We start from the raw sequence: 16,369 nt of genomic DNA, 5'->3' as shown, positions 1-16,369 counted from the left end.
TCACTGTCCTTCCCGGTCGGCACCGACCGATGCGTATTCATTCCCGCCCGTGGAGCCGTCCACCGCCGCATGACCGCCGGTGGAACCGAATCCCCCCTCGGCCCGCGCCGAGCCGGGAAGTTCCGCCACCTCGTGGAAGCGCACCTTCTCGACCTGCTGGACGACCAATTGGGCGATCCGGTCGAATCGTTCGAACCGCACACTCTCGCGCGGATCCAGATTGACCACGATCACCTTGATCTCTCCACGGTACCCGGCATCGACCGTCCCGGGGGCATTCACCAGCGCCAGTCCGCACCGGGCGGCCAGCCCGGACCGCGGATGCACGAATGCCGCATAGCCCTCGGGAAGGGCGATCGAGACCCCGGTGGGCAGCACGGTGCGCTCCCCCGGCGCCAGCTCGGCGGCCTCGGTGGTCACCAGGTCCGCACCGGCGTCGCCGGGGTGCCCGTACGACGGCACGGGCACCTCCGGGTCCAGCCGCCGCAGCAGCACCTCCACGGGATCACGTCCCTGACTCACGGGTTCACCTCGAAAGCACGCGCACGCTTGGCCTGGTCCGGGTCGGCCATCGCCGCCTGGATCTCCTCGGCCCTTCCGTTGTCGATGAAGTGGTCGACCTTCACCTCGATGAAGACGGCCTCGGCACGCACCGCGACCGGACCGTCCGGACCGCCTATGCGGCCCACGGCCGACGAGTAGATCTTCCGCCGGTGCACCGCGGTGACCCGCGCGTCCAGATGCAGCACCGTGCCCAGCGGCACCGGCCGCACGAAGTCGGTCTCCAGCCGGCCGGTCACCGCGATCACCCGCAGCAGCCAGTTCAGCGAGCCGAGCGTCTCGTCCAGCGCGGTGGCCAGCACCCCGCCGTGCGCCAGGCCGGGCGCACCCTGGTGGGCCTCCTTGACGGTGAACTCCGCCCGCACGCTCACACCCTCGCCGGCCCGCGCCTCCAGGTGCAGGCCGTGCGGCTGTCCCGTGCCGCAGCCGAAGCACCGGTCGTAGTGCGCGCCGAGGAGCTCCCCGGGGGCCGGCGCATCGGCGTGCCGGACCGGAGCGACGGCGTCCTTCGGTGGCGTCAGCCTCGCCCTGGGTTCGTCAGTTCCACTCACGAGTGCAGACCCTACCCGCGCACGTCACGGGCCCGCGCCGCCGTGCCAAGCTGGAGCCATGCAGTCGTACGAAGAACGTCTCACCGCGCCCCGCTCCTGGTGGGTGATCGCCGCGCTGATCGGCGTCGCCTGCGCCCTGATGCTGCTCCCCGTGGGGACCCTCCCGATGCTCGGCGGGCTGATCGGCGGCACGGCGCTGTCCGCGGTGGCGGTGAGCACGTACGGCTCGGCACGGATCCGGGTGGTGGGCGGCGCGCTGATCGCCGGCGAGGCGAAGATCCCCGCGTCGGCGCTGGGCGAGGCACGGGCGCTGGACGCGGACGAGGCGGTGGCCTGGCGTACGTACAAGGCCGATGCCCGCGCGTTCATGCTGCTGCGCAGCTATGTGCGCACCGCGGTGCGGGTGGAGATCACCGATCCCGGGGACCCGACGCCCTACGCCTATCTGTCGACGCGGGACCCGGAGCGCCTGGTGGCGGCGCTGGCGGCGGTACGCACCTGACCGGAGGCCGGGGGCCCGCTTCCGCCGTACGGCGGGGTGGCGGGCGGCTGCGGCGGCCGTGCGGCGTCAGTCGTGCGGCGGGGCGGTCGGCGCGGAGCCGGGGAGGGCGTCCCAGGGGACCTGGTGGGCGCGCAGGTCCTTGCGGATGCGTTCCGCGAGCTTTCCGGTGTCACGGCGGTTCATGAACGCGCCGACGGCGGCGCCGATCATGAACGGGGTGAGGTTGGGGAGGTTGCGCAGGGTGCGCTTCATGATCTGCCGGCGCAGCTCCCGCCGCATCTGCCCGCCGAGGGCGAAGTTCAGCGAGGCCGGCTTGGTGACGTCGATGCCCCGTTCCTCGGTCCACGAGGTCAGGCAGGCCATCGCGCGCTGCCGGAAATTGCCCGCGGGCCGCAGGCCGTAGACCTCGTGCAGCTCGGCGATCAGCTTGATCTCGACCGAGGCGACGCCGGTGACCTCGGCGGCCAGCTCGGCCGGCATGGCGGGCGGTACGGGCAGCATCGCCGCCGCGCCGACGCCCGCTCCGACGGTCGCGGTGGCCGCGCATGCGCCCGCGACGAGCTTGTCGGCCAGCTCCTCGGGGGTCAGTCCGGGGAACTGGGCGCGCAGCGTCGCCAGATCGCGGACCGGGATCCGCGGGGCGGTGTCGATGATGCGGTCGGCGATCACGGCGATCGCTGCCCGCACCCTGCCACCGCGTCCTGCGGCACCGCGGCCGGTCAGGGCCTCGAGCGAGGCCCCGTGGCCCCGCTCCTGCGGTGCTTTGCCCGTCGGCTCCGTGGGGAGGGCGGTCGGGTCCGTGGGCACGGGCGCGTTTTCCTGGTGTGATCGTGCGCCTGCCGCTGGACCGTGGCCGCCCTTGGGGCCCTTACGGAACGGGTTCATGCCTGCCATGGGCAGACCGAACTCAGGCCGCGCAGTCGCGGCAGATCGGCTGTCCGTTCTTGTCCTCCGCGGCCAGCTGGCTGCGGTGGTGGACCAGGAAGCAGCTCATGCACGTGAACTCGTCCTGCTGCTTGGGCAGCACGCGCACGGCCAGCTCTTCGTTGGACAGGTCCGCGCCGGGCAGCTCCAGGCCCTCGGCCTGCTCGAACTCGTCGACGTCGACCGCCGAGGCGGACTTGTCGTTCCGCCGCGACTTCAGCTCTTCAATGCTGTCCTCGTTGAGGTCGTCGTCGGTCTTGCGTGGGGTGTCGTAATCCGTAGCCATTTTCGCTCTCCCCCTCTGGGTGTCTGCGGTGTCTCAGCGCTCGTAACGCGTGAGAGGCCGGACTTGTGCCCGACCTGAGGCGGAGATTTTGCCTCACATCAAGGTCTGTTACTCAATCGACACCCAACCGCACCCCTGAAGAGGTGATCGGTTTGGATGGCGATCAGGACCGTACACGGTCCGAATGTCGCACCTCGCGCAGCCCATCACCTGTACTTCCCGTGATCCGACCCCCCGGAAACCCGGACGTCCCAGGCATTCCGACGGCGTTTTCGCTCACGGAGCGTAGATGGCTGGAATTTCGCGCCTGTGAGGGATCACACACGCACGGACCGGTGGGCGGACCGGTTCAATTCCGCGCAAAGCGAACTCGGCGAAGGATCCCCGCCGACCCCCCTTCGCGTCAAACTCGGGAGGCGAGGCGGTGTACGGCCGCGAGACGGGCGATCGTACGCACGGATGTCCGAGCACCGCGCACCGGGGCGCGCAGCGCCTCCAGCAGGCGTACAACCGCCCTGTGGCCTGCGTCAGAGCGGCAGGACGACCCGCATCACGAGTCCGCCGCCCTCGCGGGGTGCGGCGGTGATCGTGCCGTCGTGCGCCCGGACCACCGAGCGCACGATGGACAGGCCCAGCCCCACGCCCTTGTCGCTGCCGGTGCGCTCGGTCCGCAGCCGCCGGAACGGCTCGAAGAGGTTCTCCACCTCGTAGGCGGGGACCACCGGGCCCGTATTGGCGACCACCAGTACCGCGCAGCCCGTCTGCGGCTCGGTGGTGACCTCCACCCAGCCGTCCTCGGGCACGTTGTAGCGCACCGCGTTCTGGACGAGGTTGAGCGCGATGCGCTCCAGCAGGACGCCGTTGCCCTGGACGAAGGCCTGCTGGCGGACCCCGCGCAGCTCCACGCCCTTGCCGTGGGCCTCCTCGCGGGTCTGGTCGACGGCCTGGGCTGCGACCTCGGCCAGATCGACCGGCTTCTTGTCGACGACCTTGTTCTCGCTGCGGGCGAGCAGCAGCAGGCCCTCCACGAGCTGCTCGCTGCGCTCGTTGGTGGCCAGCAGCGTCTTGCCGAGCTGCGCCAGCTCGGGGGACGCGTCCGGATCGGCGAGCTGGACCTCCAGCAGCGTCCTGTTGATCGCCAATGGGGTGCGCAACTCGTGCGAGGCGTTGGACACGAAGCGCCGCTGCGACTCGAAGGCCCGGTCCAGGCGGTCCAGCATCTCGTCGAAGGTGTCCGCGAGCTCCTTGAGCTCGTCGTCCGGTCCGCCCAGCTCGATGCGGCGGTGCAGGTCCGAGCCCGCCACCCGCTGCGCGGTCCGGGTGATCCGGCCCAGCGGCGCCAGCACGCGGCCGGCCATGGCGTAGCCGAACGCGAAGGCCACCACCGTCAGCCCCAGCAGGGCCAGCAGCGAGCGGTTGAGGAGGTCGTTGAGGGCCAGCGCGCGCTGGGCCTGGAGGCACTGGTCGACGGCGGCCTGGAGCAGCGGCCCCGACGTCTTGGTCGGCAGGTCGCACTGGTCACTGGTCGACTGGAACTTGCCGCCGAGGATCTTCAGGGGCAGCGTGCTGCCGTCGTGCAGCGCGTCCGCGGCCAGCATGTAGATGATCGTCAGCAGCACGATGCCGGCCATCAGGAACATGCCGCCGTACAGCAGCGTCAGGCGGATCCGGATCGTGGGGCGCAGCCACGGGAACGGCCGGATGCTGCTGACCGGCCGGGGGTCCCAGGTGGGCTTGGGGGGCAGGGGCGGCGGCGGTGCGGCCGCTTTGGAGAACGAGGGCAGGGAGGGCATCGCCGGTCAGATCCGGTATCCCGAGCCGGGGACGGTGACGATCACCGCGGGCTCGCCGAGCTTGCGGCGCAGCGTCATGACCGTGACCCGTACGACGTTGGTGAACGGGTCGGTGTTCTCGTCCCAGGCCTTCTCCAGGAGCTGCTCGGCCGAGACGACCGTGCCCTCGCTGCGCATCAGGACCTCCAGCACCGCGAACTCCTTCGGGGCGAGCTGGACCTCCTTGCCGTCGCGGAAGACCTCGCGGCGATTGGGGTCGAGCTTGATGCCGGCCCGCTCCAGCACGGGCGGCAGCGCGACGGTCGTACGGCGCCCCAGGGCGCGCACCCGGGCGGTCAGCTCGGTGAAGGCGAACGGCTTGGGGAGGTAGTCGTCCGCGCCGATCTCCAGGCCCTCGACGCGGTCGCTGACGTCGCCGGAGGCGGTGAGCATCAGCACGCGGGTGGGCATCCCCAGCTCGACGATCTTGCGGCAGACGTCGTCACCGTGGACGACCGGGAGGTCACGGTCGAGCACGACCACGTCATAGTCGTTGACCGCTATCCGCTCCAGGGCGGCAGCGCCGTCGTAGACCACGTCGACGGCCATGGCCTCCCGGCGTAGTCCGGTGGCCACCGCATCGGCGAGCAGCTGCTCGTCCTCGACGACGAGAACACGCACGTCGCTAGTCCTTCCTCAGGGCCCTCGCGGGCAGGCACAACTTGTCCGAAAGCCCTTCCATCCTGCCCCGAAGAGCCATAAACCGGCGGTAAGAGGGGTGCGGAGGGGTGGAGAGCGGCCCGGGACGCCCGACGGCCATGATTCCCGCGTGGGTTGAGGTTTCCCCGGGGTACCGGGTGGGGAGGACGACTGCACACCCGCGATCACACCCTGTTTATCAGGCAACTTAAAGCACCCTTTGCCACGCACTGTTCCATCGCAGGGACCACGCAGTGATCACCCACCCGTCGGCACACCCCGTGCCACCGACCCACGACGAGGGGGCGCACATGGACGCGTTCACCGCAGGCATTTTGCAGCGCATACAGAACACGGAAGCTGATCTGGACCGGGCCCGGGCTGCGGGCGACGACTTCCTCGCCGAGGTCGAGCAGGCAGAGCTCGAGGACCTGCAACGACTGGCGACCGAGCACGGCGTGCGCTACGGCGCGGTCAGCAACGCCTGACCGCTTCCCGGCGCACGACGACAGCGCCCCGGCATCCAGGGGATGGTGCCGGGGCGCTGTCGTGCCCGCGTGCGGGCGGGGTCAGTCGTGCCAGGCGCCGAGGTCCTCCAGCAGCGGCTGGAGCTGCGCGAAGAGGGCTGGGGAGGCGGCGAGGGTCAGCTCGTCGGAGGGCGCGCGGCCGGGGCGGCCGCCGGTGAGCGCGCCGGCCTCGCGGGCGATCAGGGCGCCCGCCGCCAGGTCCCAGGGGTTCAGCCCGCGCTCGTAGTAGGCGTCGAGCCGTCCGCAGGCCACGTCGCACAGGTCGATCGCGGCCGAGCCGCCGCGCCGGATGTCGCGGACCTGAGGCAGCAGCGTGCGCAGCACCTCGGCCTGGGCGGCCCGGCGCTCGGCGAGGTAGGCGAAGCCGGTGCCCAGGAGGGCCTCGGAGAGCGGCGGGGCGGGCCGGTGGTGGAGGCGCTCGCCGTTGTTGAACGCGCCGCGGCCCAGGACAGCCTGGTAGGTCTCGCCGCGCATCGGGGCGGCCACCACGCCGACGACCGCCTCGCCGTCCTTCTCCGCCGCGATGGACACCGACCAGGACGGCAGCCCGTAGAGGTAGTTCACCGTGCCGTCGATGGGGTCGATGACCCAGCGGACGCCACTGGTGCCGTCGCTGCTGGCGCCCTCCTCCCCCAGGAAGCCGTCGCCGGGGCGGTGCTCCGCCAGGAAGCCGGTGATCAGCTTCTCGGAGGCGAGGTCCATCTCGGTGACGACGTCGATGGGGCTGGACTTGGTGGCGGCGACGCCGAGGTCAGCGGGGCGGCCGTCGCGCAGCAGGTCCCCGGCACGGCGGGCGGCCTCCAGGGCCAGTTCCAGGAGTTCGTCGTGGAGTGCGTCGGCCGGTGTGGCGGCGGTGCGCGGGGCGTCGGGGTTCAGCGGGTCGGGCACGGTGCTCCTTGCTCGCTTTGGCGGGGGGTGGGGCGGGCGTACGGCTTACGCGCGGGCCTCGGCGACCGGGCCGGGCCAGTCGGCGCCGGCGGCGGCCGGGCGGGGGCTGCGCGCCGGGCAGCAGCCGACCGGGCACAGGTCGTGCCCCGCGCCGAGGGCGCCCAGGGCGCAGCGCTGCGGGGTCGCGCCCCGTTCCGCGGCCGCGCGCTCCAGGAGGAGGTCGCGGACGGCCGCGGCGAACCGCGGGTCGGCACCCACGGTGGCCGACCTGGTGACCGGCAGTCCCAGCTCGGCGGCCTTGGCGGCGGCCTCGGTGTCGAGGTCGTACTTGACCTCCATGTGGTCCGAGACGAACCCGACGGGGACCATGACGACGGCCGGGACGCCGTCGGCGTGCGCCGCTTCCAGGTGGTCGCAGATGTCCGGCTCCAGCCAGGGGATGTGCGGGGCGCCGCTGCGGGACTGGTAGACGAGCCGCCAGGGGTGGTCCACACCGGTCCGGTCGCGGACCGCGTCCGCGATCACCCGCGCCGCGTCGAGGTGCTGGGCGACGTAGGCGCCGCCCGCACCGTCCTGGGTGTGCTCGGCGGGCGTGCCGGAGGTGTCGGCGGCGGCGGTGGGGATGGAGTGCGTGGTGAAGGCGAGGTGGGCGCCGTCGCGCACCGGGGCGGGCAGGGCGGCCAGCGACGCCAGCACCCCGTCGATCATCGGGCGCAGGAGGCCGGGGTGGTTGAAGTAGTGCCGCAGCTTGTCGACCCGCGGCGGCTCCAGGCCCTCGGCCTTCAGGGCCGTGAGCGCGTCGGCGAGGTTCTCGCGGTACTGCCGGCAGCCCGAATACGAGGCGTAGGCGCTGGTCGCCAGGACGGCGATCCGGCGGTGTCCGTCGTGGACCATGGTGCGCAGGGTGTCGGTCAGGTAGGGCGCCCAGTTGCGGTTACCCCAGTAGACGGGCAGGTCCAGTCCGTTCTCCGCGAAGTCCTCGCGCAGCGCGTCCAGCAGCTCGCGGTTCTGGGCGTTGATGGGGCTGACGCCGCCGAACAGGAAGTAGTGCTGCCCCACCTCCTTGAGGCGCTCCCGGGGGATGCCGCGGCCGCGGGTGACGTTCTCCAGGAACGGGACGACGTCATCGGGCCCCTCCGGGCCGCCGAAGGACAGCAGCAGCAGGGCGTCATAAGGACGGGGATCGCACTGTTCGGGCATGCCGTCGATCCTGCCACCCTTCCTCCGGGGGCGGCGGGCTGGCCCCGGCGGGCCCAGTCGTAGCCGTGCCCGAAATCCGGAGGCGGCCGGCGGCGCCGGGCCCGTAAGCTGTATCGGCTGCAGACATTCCTTACCGATCTTCGGTCCTCACCGGCGGAGCGCCCCCGTTGCCCAGTCCCTACCGCGCCATCTTCGGCCGCCCCGGTACCAAGTCGTTCTCCGCCGCCGGACTGCTGGGCCGGATGCCGCTGTCGATGATGAGCATCGGCGTGGTCACGATGGTCTCCCAGCTGACCGGCCGCTACGGCCTGGCGGGCGCGCTGTCCGCGACCCTCGCGCTGTCCGCCGCGGTGCTCGGCCCGCAGATCTCCCGGCTGGTGGACCGGCACGGCCAGAGCCGGGTGCTGCGCCCGGCCACCCTGGTGTCGATCGCCGCGGTCGCCGGTCTGCTGCTGAGCGCGCAGCAGGGCTGGCCGGACTGGACCCTGTTCGTCTTCGCGGCGGGGGCCGGGTGCGTGCCCAGCATCGGCTCGATGATCCGGGCCCGCTGGGCGGAGATCTACCGGGGCTCCCCGCGCGAGCTGCACACCGCCTATGCGTGGGAGTCGATCGTCGACGAGACGTGCTTCATCTTCGGGCCGATCCTGTCCATCGGCCTGTCCACCGTGTGGTTCCCGGAGGCAGGACCCCTGCTGGCCGCCGTCTTCCTGGCCGTCGGCGTCTTCTGGCTGACGGCGCAGCGCACGACGGAGCCGGTGCCGCATCCGCGGGAGCTGCACGTCAAGGGATCGGCGCTGCGCTCGCGGGGGCTGCAGGTGCTGGTGGTGACGTTCGTGACGACCGGTGCGATCTTCGGGGCGATCGACGTGGTGACGGTGGCCTTCGCCGAGGAGACCGGGCACAAGGCCGCGGCCAGCCTGGTGCTGGCGGTCTACGCGCTCGGCTCGTGTGCGGCCGGTGCCGTCTTCGGGCTGCTGCACCTGCGGGGGCATGCGTCCCGGCGGTTCGTGGTGGGGGTCTGCGTGATCGCGGTGAGCATGGTGCCGCTGCAGCTGGTGGACTCGCTGCCGCTGCTGGCCGTCGCGCTGTTCCTCGCGGGGCTGTCCATCGCCCCGACGATGGTGACCACGATGGCGCTGGTCGAGGAGCATGTGCCGCGCTCCCAGCTGACCGAGGGCATGAGCTGGACCGGCACCGGTCTGGCGGTGGGCGTCGCGCTGGGGTCGTCGGCGGCCGGCTGGGTGGTCGACGCCGCCGGCGCGGGCCGCGGGTATCTGGTGCCGGCGGCCGCGGGCGTGCTCGGCGCGCTGGTGGCCCTGGCGGGCCACCGCAGGCTCCGCCCCCAGACGGCTTCCCCGGTGACGGAGCCGGCGGCCGCCGGGGCGCCGTCCGCCCACGGCGGCGCGGTCCTGCGGCCGCAGGACGAGGAGAGCGTGGCGTAGCCCCGGAGGGTGCCGCACGGTCCGGTCCCGCCCGCGCGTCCGCCTGCCGGTCCGACCGGGGCGCGCGAAGTGAACACGCGCCGCCCGTTCGGGAGTTACCGTCGGTACGACTTGTCCGGGAGCCGGGCGACCGCGGCCGGATCCCGCGTGTGTGAGGCGCGTCACCCGGCCGTGGCAGTGCGCGTCGGCGACCGGCATCATGCGCCCACGCCACGTGGGCCGGACGCGGGAGGGGACGTCACCATGGCAGTCAGCAACGCCGTCGGCGGCTCGAAAGGACGCGGCGCGACGGGCGGTGTGTGGCGCAACTGGGCGGGCAACGTCGCCGCCCGGCCCGCCCGGAGCGTGGCCCCGGCGAGCACCGAGGAGCTGGCCGACGCGATCCGCGCGGCCGCCGCGGACGGGCTCACGGTCAAGGCGGCCGGCACCGGCCACTCCTTCACCCCGGCCGCCGCCACCGACGGGCTGCTGATCCGCCCCGAGCGGCTGACCGGGATCCGCGGGATCGACCGCGCGGCCGGCACGGTGACCGTGGCCGCCGGCACCCCGCTGCGGCACCTCAACGAGACGCTGGCCGCACACGGGCTGTCGCTGGCCAACATGGGCGACATCATGGAGCAGACCGCCTCCGGGGCGACCGCCACCGGCACCCACGGCACCGGCCGCGACTCGGCGTCGCTCGCCGCCCAGGTCACCGCCCTGGAGCTGGTCACCGCCGACGGCTCGCGCCTGACCTGTTCCGCCGACGAGCGGCCGGAGGTCTTCGCCGCGGCGCGGCTGGGCCTGGGCGCGCTGGGGGTGATCAGCGAGCTGACCTTCGCCGTGGAGCCGGAGTTCCTGCTGACCGCCCGCGAGGAGCCGATGCCCTACGACGAGGTGACGGACCGCTTCGACGAGCTGGTCGCCGAGAACGAGCACTTCGAGTTCTACTGGTTCCCGCACACCGGCAGCTGCAACACCAAGCGCAACAACCGCAGCCAGGGCCCGGCCGCGCCCCACGGGAGGGTCAGCGGCTGGGTCGAGGACGAGCTGCTGTCCAACGGGGTGTTCCAGCTCGTCTGCAGCGTGGGGCGGGCGGTGCCGGCCGCCATACCGGGCATCGCCAAGCTCTCCAGCCGCGCCCTGTCGGCCCGCACCTACACCGACATCCCCTACCGGGTGTTCACCTCCCCGCGGCGGGTGCGGTTCGTGGAGATGGAGTACGCGCTGCCGCGCTCGGCCGCCGTCGCGGCGCTCGGCGAGCTGCGGGCCCTGGTGGAGCGCTCGGACTTCCGGATCAGCTTCCCGGTGGAGGTCCGCACCGCTCCGGCCGACGACATCGCGCTGTCCACCGCCTCGGGCCGGGACACCGTCTACATCGCCGTGCACATGTTCCGGGGGACACCGCACCAGGCGTACTTCGCCGCCGCCGAGCGGATCATGACGGCGCACGGGGGCCGTCCGCACTGGGGCAAGCTGCACACCCGTGACGCCGCCTACCTGGCCGAGGCCTATCCGCGGTTCGGTGAGTTCACCGCGGTCCGCGACCGGCTGGACCCCGACCGCCGGTTCACCAACGCGTACCTGCGGCGGGTCCTGGGGGACTGAGCCACGACGACGGCCGCGGCCCGGTGCCTTCACAGGTCACCGGGCCGCGGCCGTTCCGGTTCCGCTCTGCGGACCGTCGCCCCCAAGGGGCCGTCCGGGGTCAGGGCGCCTTAGGGGCGGGGTCGCGCCCGTCGGACCCCCGCTGCTGCTGCGAGCCCCCCGAGGTGTCACCCCCGGTCGAGCCGTCACCCTTTCCGGTGGCTCCGCCGTCGGAGGAACCGCTCGTGGACGGGGCCGGCGAGGGGGTGCCCGGGTCGGACGAGGGCTGGCCGCCGCCGGAGGGGCTCGGGTCCGGGGACGGGCTGTTGTTGCCCTTGTCCTTGCCGGTTCCGGTGCTGTCCGAGGGGCTCGGGTCCGGGGACGGCTCGCCGCTGTTGCCGTGCCGCTTGCCGTCGTCCGGGGAGTTGCCGGGTTCAGGCGACTGCGGAGTACTGGGCTGATGCCGTCCTGACCCCCCGGTCTGGACGATGTTGCCCAGCGAGGTGCCCTGCTCGCCGTTCGCCGTCTGCCCCGTGATCATCTCAGTGACGGTGACCGTGCCCATGGCGAGCGCGAAGACGGCCAGCGCACCGAGCGCCGGCCGCTTCCAGCCGCGCAGCCGGGTGCCGTACGTCGCGGTGCTGAGCGTCTCGGGCGCTCCGGCCGGATGCCGTACGGGCCGGCGGGCGGCCGCACCGAGCATCGCGGTCCGCTCGTCGAGGCGCGGCACCAGCTGCGTGCGGTCGGCCGGCCGCTCCGGAGCGGCCCGGTCCGACGCGTGCTCCCCGGGGGAGGAGGAATCGACGGCGCGCAGCATCCGCGTCGCGTCGTCGGCGCCCTCCGGGTCGCGGGTTCCGGACGCGTCCGCCCTCGGGAACAGCTGGGTACGGGCCGCGTCGGGCCCGGGCGTCCGGGCGGCGACGGAGGTGACCTCGTCCTCCGTCCCCTGCCGGTCGAAGGTCGGCAGCACCATCGTGGAGGCGGGGGGCGGTGCGTCGGGGGTGCCGGATCGACCGCGGGCGGCGGAGAAGCGGCGCGGCTTCGGCCGGGTGATGACCGATGCTTCCTTGATCTGTTCGCCGGTACGCCGGAACAGATGCTGGAAGATCGAGCCCCCGGTGGTGGCCACGACACTGACCACGCCCGCGCCGATGATGGTTCCGTAGACGCCGAGCTGGCCTGCGAGATACGCCGCGGCAGCCGCGGCGAGCGCGCTGCCGGACACCTGAGCCACGCTCAGGTCTATCCGCTTCTCCTTCTTCTTCGTGTCGCTTTCGGTTTCTACGTCCATCTCCGACCTTTGGTAGCCCCTTCGATCCACCTTGCATGGAGAAGTGACCATTCGGAGTACCCAATAGTTCCGATTTTGGGGAATCTGTGAAACTTGCCACCTACGTGCCAGGTAGAGAGATCGACAAGGCGACTCAACTCCGTTGCCCGCCCAGAAGTTCGGCGGCGCGGCGGTCCACGTCAGTGGTCCGAATGGAGTACTGTGGCGAGCCCTGGCCCCGGTTCCCGTCCGGCTGCCCGGAACCCACGGGAGGGGCTGTGAAGGCGGCACTCGCCCCGGGGCGCCGCCGACCGGCACGGGTGAACGGCGACAGGGCAAGCGGCACGGTCACTGAGCGTTGCGAACAGGTAACCGTGTCATAACGGCGTTTCAGGGCCAAGCCTCGACACGCCGGGCAACTCGGCAATGTTGTGGCAGGCTGCACCCGGGCAGGCCACACTCGACTAGCGGAAGCAGCGACGCACGTGACGTCGGCAGGCACCACCCGGGAGGTCCCCATGCCCGAACTGCGTGTCGTGGCCGTCTCCAACGACGGCACACGGCTGGTGCTCAAAGCTGCGGACAGCACCGAGTACACGCTTCCGATCGACGAACGGCTGCGCGCCGCCGTCCGCAATGACCGCGCACGGCTGGGCCAGATCGAGATCGAGGTCGAGAGCCATCTGCGGCCGCGGGACATCCAGGCCCGTATAAGAGCCGGTGCCTCCGCCGAGGAGGTCGCCCAGCTCGCCGGCATCCCCGTCGACCGGGTGCGCCGCTTCGAGGGCCCGGTGCTCGCCGAGCGTGCCTTCATGGCCGAGCGGGCCCGTAAGACACCGGTCCGGCGCCCCGGCGAGAACACCGGTCCGCAGCTCGGTGAGGCGGTCGCGGAGCGGCTGCTGCTGCGCGGCGCCGACAAGGAGAGCGTCCAGTGGGACTCCTGGCGCCGCGACGACGGCACCTGGGAGGTACTGCTCGTCTACCGCGTCGCCACCGAACCGCACGCGGCGAGCTGGACGTACGACCCGCCCAGGCGGCTCGTCCAGGCCGTGGACGACGAGGCCAGGGCGCTGATCGGCGAGAGCGACGACACGCCCGAGCCGAGCTTCCCGTTCGTCCCGCGGATCGCGCGGCTGCCGCGCGACCGGCCGCTGGACCGCACCCTGGACCGGCAGTCGTCCGAGCGTGCGGGGCAGTCCGGCGGCGAGGAGGACGAGTCGCGGGGCGCCGAGGAGGCCGTCGGCGAGCGGGAGCGCGAGCGGGATTCGCTGACCAGCCTGCTGGAGGCGGTGCCGAGCTTCCGCGGCGACATGATCGTGCCGGAGAGCGCGAAGGCGCCGCCGGGCGACGAGGAGTCCGAGGCCGAGGTCGAGGAGCCGCCCGCCCCAGCGGCCAGCGCGGGCGCGGGTTCCGCGTACGCCGATGTGCTGATGCCGCGTGCGGTGGCCGGCCACCGCGACCGGCTGACCGGGACCACGGACCGGCAGGCCGAGGCGGACGGCGTCCGGCCCGGTCGCCGCGCCGCGGTGCCCAGCTGGGACGAGATCGTCTTCGGCACCCGGCGGAAGAAGCCGGAGTAGCGCGGCGGCGCTTCCCGAGCGGTGTTGCCCGTCCGCCCGTCCCCTGCTTCCAGGGGGCGGGCGGACGGGCGTGTGACGGGGCTCAGCCGGGCTGCGGGCCGGTGGCGACCGGGCGGGCGGGGTCGGCCGTCCACTCGCTCCAGGAGCCGACGTACAGGGCGGCGGGGACGCCCGCGACCGCGAGCGCCAGGACCTGGTGGGCGGCGGAGACCCCGGAGCCGCAGTAGACACCGACCTCGGTGTCCGCCGTGGCGCCCAGCGCGGCGAACCGCCGGGCGAGTTCCGCGGCGTCGCGGAAGACGGTGCCGCCCTCGGCGACGTTCTCGGTCGTCGGCGCGGACACGGCGCCCGGGATGTGGCCGGCGACCGGGTCGATGGGCTCGACCTCGCCGCGGTAGCGCTCGGCGGCGCGGGCGTCCAGCAGGACTCCGCGGCGGGCCAGCGCGGCCGCGTCGTCCGCCGTCAGCAGCGGGAGCGCGCCGGGCAGCGGCGTGAAGTCACCGGCGGGCGGCGTCGGCTGATCGGTGCTCAGGGCGCCCCCGGCGGCCTGCCAGGCGGCCAGGCCGCCGTCCAGGACGCGCACGTCGGGGTGGCCGGTCCAGCGCAGCAGCCACCAGGCGCGGGCGGCCGCCCAGCTCTGGCCTCCGTCGTAGGCGACCACAGGGCGGTCCGCGCACACGCCCGCGGCGCGCATGGCCTGGGCGAACACGTCCAGGTCGGGCAGCGGGTGCCGGCCGGCCGGGCCGGGGGGTGCGGCCAGCTCGCCGTCGAGGTCGACGTAGACCGCGCCGGGCACGTGGCCGGCCTCGTACTCCGGGCGCCCGGGCGGGCCGCCGAGCTGGTAGCGGATGTCCAGCAGGACGGGGGCGGCGGGCTGCGCCAGCTCGCTCGCGAGTTCGGTAGCGGTGATGATGACGTTCATGGGACTCATCCTTGCGTAGCAACAGCTACGTACAGAAGGCGGTAGCCCACCCTCCGTATGACGCAGTCGCGCCGGGTTGTCACGTCACCGAAACGGGCCGGGGGCCTCAATCCGGGCATTCTCCCCCGCGAACGCGCCGTGGACGGCGCGGCCGGGGCGCACTCCAGGTCACCGGGTGCGAGCATCTGCTCGGGACCCGTGCCCGTACCGCACAGGGTCGGCACCCCCGACAGTCCGAGGAGAAAGCGACCATGACGACCGAGGCAGCGACCCGGCGGATGTCCGGCGCGCCCTGCTGGGTGAGCCTCCTGGCCCACAGCATGTCCGCGACGCAGGAGTTCTACGGCGCGCTGTTCGGCTGGGAGTTCCGCCCGGGGCCGCAGCACTTCGGTCCGTACGCCCGAGCCTTCCTCGACGGCCGGGAGGTCGCCGGGGTCGGTGAGCTGGCACCCGACCGCCACCTCCCGGTCTCCTGGACCACCTATCTCGCCAGCGACGACGCGGATGTGACGGCCGAGCAGATCCGTTCCTGCGGGGGGACGGTGGGCGTCGGGCCGCTGGACGCGGAGGACGACACGGGGCGGATGGCGATCGCCTCCGACCCGCAGGGCGCGATCTTCGGTATCTGGCAGGGCAGGACGCTGATGGGCACCGCCCACACCGGCGAGCCGGGCACGCCCGTGTGGAACGAGCTGGTCACCCGCGACACCGGCTCGGTCAGTCCGTTCTACGAGCACGTTTTCGGCTTCGAGGCGGAGCCGGCGGGCGTGGCGGGCCTCGACCATCTGACGCTGCGGCTCAAGGGCCGCCCGGTGGCCGGTGTCCACGGGGTGGGCACCGGCCTGCCCCGCGACCGGGGCTCCCACTGGATGACGTATTTCGCCGTTCCCCATACGGACGCGGCGGCCCGCCGGGTCACCGAACTGGGCGGGCAGGTGCTGCACGCCGCCCGGGATTCCGCGCACGGCCGGCTGGCGACCGTCGCCGACAGCGAGGGCGCGGTCTTCACGATCATCCAGCAGGGCTGAACCGCTCGCCGCACCAGGGGCGGTGAGGCTCAGGCGGCGGCCACGTCCAGGCACATCCGGAGGTAGCACGCGCCCGCCGGTCCCGGGCGCCGGTGTCCGTCCGGCCGCCAGCCGTGCCGCGCGTAGAAGGCCCGCGCACGCTCGTTGCGCTCCCACGCCTCGACGCGGCCCGCTGCCAGCGCCGCCTCGCGCAGGAACCGTACGAAGGCCGCGTGCAGTTGGCCGCCGATGCCCCGTCCCCACTGCCCGGGCAGCACATGGATCTGGTACAGCTCGCCCACGGCCTCGGCCTCGGTCCCGGGGTCGCGCGGCTCGCTCCCGGCGCCGAGCGGCGGGCCCATGGCCACCACGCCCACCACGGTGTCGTTCCGCAGCGCGCACCGCACCGTCCTGGTGGCCGAGCGGATCGAGCGTTCCCACCCCTCCCGTCGCCGGGACGGCCCGTCGGGGGTGTCGATCCGTGCCGCGGGGAGCCCGCCCGCCCGGTAGTACGCGGTGCGGGCCCGGGTGTGCAATTCCACGAGCGCGTCGAGATCGGCGGGGACGGCGGGGCGCAGCAGGACCGGAGGGTGCGTCATGCCCGCGGGGACGCGCCGGGCGGGGTGGTCGGTTCCGGGCCGGTGGTTCCCTTCCCGCGGAGCGGTGAGTGTC

The 16,369-nt window shown here is 73.1% G+C and carries 17 protein-coding genes; 6 read left to right on the top strand and 11 right to left on the bottom strand.

Annotated features, from left to right (window positions below; translation table 11 throughout):
- Entirely contained in the window at nucleotides 1-522 is a 522-nt protein-coding gene (gene dut, locus IEY78_RS04880) for a dUTP diphosphatase (RefSeq protein ID WP_189096312.1), read from the bottom strand.
- Nucleotides 519-1,112: a PaaI family thioesterase gene (locus IEY78_RS04875; RefSeq protein WP_189096311.1), complete on the bottom strand. Its 594-nt coding sequence runs from the start codon at nucleotides 1,110-1,112 to the stop codon at nucleotides 519-521. The genes dut and IEY78_RS04875 overlap by 4 nt, the downstream gene beginning before the upstream one ends.
- Before the next feature lie 58 nt (nucleotides 1,113-1,170).
- Here IEY78_RS04875 and IEY78_RS04870 point away from each other — a divergent pair, with 58 nt between their 5' ends.
- Nucleotides 1,171-1,614, top strand: coding sequence for a DUF3093 domain-containing protein (locus tag IEY78_RS04870; RefSeq protein WP_189096310.1), 444 nt, complete (start codon nucleotides 1,171-1,173; stop codon nucleotides 1,612-1,614).
- Nucleotides 1,615-1,680: 66 nt separating this feature from the next.
- On the opposite strand, the gene IEY78_RS04865 is transcribed toward IEY78_RS04870, so the two are convergent.
- The 4 genes from IEY78_RS04865 to IEY78_RS04850 all read right to left on the bottom strand — a co-directional run bounded on the left by IEY78_RS04865 (nucleotide 1,681) and on the right by IEY78_RS04850 (nucleotide 5,277).
- Nucleotides 1,681-2,508, bottom strand: coding sequence for an EcsC family protein (locus IEY78_RS04865; protein WP_229699708.1), 828 nt, complete (start codon nucleotides 2,506-2,508; stop codon nucleotides 1,681-1,683).
- A gap of 13 nt (nucleotides 2,509-2,521) precedes the next feature.
- Nucleotides 2,522-2,824, bottom strand: coding sequence for a DUF4193 domain-containing protein (locus tag IEY78_RS04860; RefSeq protein ID WP_003982531.1), 303 nt, complete (start codon nucleotides 2,822-2,824; stop codon nucleotides 2,522-2,524).
- 527 nt (nucleotides 2,825-3,351) lie between these two features.
- Entirely contained in the window at nucleotides 3,352-4,617 is a 1,266-nt protein-coding gene (locus tag IEY78_RS04855) for a sensor histidine kinase (protein WP_189096308.1), read from the bottom strand.
- A gap of 6 nt (nucleotides 4,618-4,623) precedes the next feature.
- A complete protein-coding gene (locus tag IEY78_RS04850) occupies nucleotides 4,624-5,277 on the bottom strand; it encodes a response regulator transcription factor (protein WP_006602630.1) in 654 nt (217 codons plus the stop codon).
- A gap of 329 nt (nucleotides 5,278-5,606) precedes the next feature.
- Here IEY78_RS04850 and IEY78_RS04845 point away from each other — a divergent pair, with 329 nt between their 5' ends.
- Nucleotides 5,607-5,783 carry a hypothetical protein gene (locus tag IEY78_RS04845; RefSeq protein ID WP_018093452.1) on the top strand — a complete coding sequence of 59 codons (177 nt, stop codon included), beginning with the start codon at nucleotides 5,607-5,609 and terminating at the stop codon, nucleotides 5,781-5,783.
- 81 nt (nucleotides 5,784-5,864) lie between these two features.
- Here the strand turns inward: IEY78_RS04845 and IEY78_RS04840 are convergent, their stop codons facing one another.
- Nucleotides 5,865-6,710, bottom strand: coding sequence for an inositol monophosphatase family protein (locus IEY78_RS04840; RefSeq protein ID WP_189096307.1), 846 nt, complete (start codon nucleotides 6,708-6,710; stop codon nucleotides 5,865-5,867).
- Between the two features lie 45 nt (nucleotides 6,711-6,755).
- Complete coding sequence (locus IEY78_RS04835) at nucleotides 6,756-7,910, bottom strand: ferrochelatase (RefSeq protein ID WP_189096306.1); 1,155 nt, start codon at nucleotides 7,908-7,910, stop codon at nucleotides 6,756-6,758.
- Nucleotides 7,911-8,077: 167 nt separating this feature from the next.
- On the opposite strand from IEY78_RS04835, the gene IEY78_RS04830 reads away from it, so the two are divergent.
- Complete coding sequence (locus tag IEY78_RS04830; RefSeq protein WP_189096305.1) at nucleotides 8,078-9,352, top strand: MFS transporter; 1,275 nt, start codon at nucleotides 8,078-8,080, stop codon at nucleotides 9,350-9,352.
- A 243-nt stretch (nucleotides 9,353-9,595) separates the two neighbouring features.
- Nucleotides 9,596-10,939, top strand: coding sequence for a D-arabinono-1,4-lactone oxidase (locus tag IEY78_RS04825; RefSeq protein WP_189096304.1), 1,344 nt, complete (start codon nucleotides 9,596-9,598; stop codon nucleotides 10,937-10,939).
- Between the two features lie 100 nt (nucleotides 10,940-11,039).
- On the opposite strand, the gene IEY78_RS04820 is transcribed toward IEY78_RS04825, so the two are convergent.
- Entirely contained in the window at nucleotides 11,040-12,209 is a 1,170-nt protein-coding gene (locus IEY78_RS04820) for a hypothetical protein (protein ID WP_189096303.1), read from the bottom strand.
- A gap of 497 nt (nucleotides 12,210-12,706) precedes the next feature.
- Between IEY78_RS04820 and sepH the strand changes: the two genes are divergently transcribed.
- Nucleotides 12,707-13,768, top strand: coding sequence for a septation protein SepH (sepH, locus tag IEY78_RS04815; RefSeq protein WP_189096302.1), 1,062 nt, complete (start codon nucleotides 12,707-12,709; stop codon nucleotides 13,766-13,768).
- Between the two features lie 82 nt (nucleotides 13,769-13,850).
- On the opposite strand, the gene IEY78_RS04810 is transcribed toward sepH, so the two are convergent.
- On the bottom strand, nucleotides 13,851-14,690 hold the full coding sequence (locus tag IEY78_RS04810; protein WP_189096301.1) for a sulfurtransferase: 840 nt from the start codon (nucleotides 14,688-14,690) through the stop codon (nucleotides 13,851-13,853).
- 251 nt (nucleotides 14,691-14,941) lie between these two features.
- Between IEY78_RS04810 and IEY78_RS04805 the strand changes: the two genes are divergently transcribed.
- Nucleotides 14,942-15,718: a VOC family protein gene (locus tag IEY78_RS04805; RefSeq protein ID WP_189096300.1), complete on the top strand. Its 777-nt coding sequence runs from the start codon at nucleotides 14,942-14,944 to the stop codon at nucleotides 15,716-15,718.
- A 29-nt stretch (nucleotides 15,719-15,747) separates the two neighbouring features.
- On the opposite strand, the gene IEY78_RS04800 is transcribed toward IEY78_RS04805, so the two are convergent.
- Entirely contained in the window at nucleotides 15,748-16,296 is a 549-nt protein-coding gene (locus IEY78_RS04800; RefSeq protein WP_189096299.1) for a GNAT family N-acetyltransferase, read from the bottom strand.
- Between the last annotated feature and the right edge of the window lie 73 nt (nucleotides 16,297-16,369).

This window comes from Streptomyces kronopolitis, assembly GCF_014646275.1.
In the GTDB taxonomy this organism is placed as follows: domain Bacteria; phylum Actinomycetota; class Actinomycetes; order Streptomycetales; family Streptomycetaceae; genus Streptomyces; species Streptomyces kronopolitis.
This window is presented reverse-complemented; position numbering and strand designations above follow the sequence as displayed.

Coding starts and splice junctions, on each gene's coding strand:
- IEY78_RS04810 (WP_189096301.1), bottom strand. CDS start 14,690: ATGAACGTCATCATCACCGCTACCGAACTCGCGAGCGAGCTGGCGCAG.
- IEY78_RS04820 (WP_189096303.1), bottom strand. CDS start 12,209: ATGGACGTAGAAACCGAAAGCGACACGAAGAAGAAGGAGAAGCGGATA.
- IEY78_RS04865 (WP_229699708.1), bottom strand. CDS start 2,508: ATGGCAGGCATGAACCCGTTCCGTAAGGGCCCCAAGGGCGGCCACGGT.
- IEY78_RS04835 (WP_189096306.1), bottom strand. CDS start 7,910: ATGCCCGAACAGTGCGATCCCCGTCCTTATGACGCCCTGCTGCTGCTG.
- IEY78_RS04800 (WP_189096299.1), bottom strand. CDS start 16,296: ATGACGCACCCTCCGGTCCTGCTGCGCCCCGCCGTCCCCGCCGATCTC.
- IEY78_RS04870 (WP_189096310.1), top strand. CDS start 1,171: ATGCAGTCGTACGAAGAACGTCTCACCGCGCCCCGCTCCTGGTGGGTG.
- IEY78_RS04855 (WP_189096308.1), bottom strand. CDS start 4,617: ATGCCCTCCCTGCCCTCGTTCTCCAAAGCGGCCGCACCGCCGCCGCCC.
- IEY78_RS04825 (WP_189096304.1), top strand. CDS start 9,596: ATGGCAGTCAGCAACGCCGTCGGCGGCTCGAAAGGACGCGGCGCGACG.
- IEY78_RS04860 (WP_003982531.1), bottom strand. CDS start 2,824: ATGGCTACGGATTACGACACCCCACGCAAGACCGACGACGACCTCAAC.
- IEY78_RS04845 (WP_018093452.1), top strand. CDS start 5,607: ATGGACGCGTTCACCGCAGGCATTTTGCAGCGCATACAGAACACGGAA.
- sepH (WP_189096302.1), top strand. CDS start 12,707: ATGCCCGAACTGCGTGTCGTGGCCGTCTCCAACGACGGCACACGGCTG.
- IEY78_RS04805 (WP_189096300.1), top strand. CDS start 14,942: ATGACGACCGAGGCAGCGACCCGGCGGATGTCCGGCGCGCCCTGCTGG.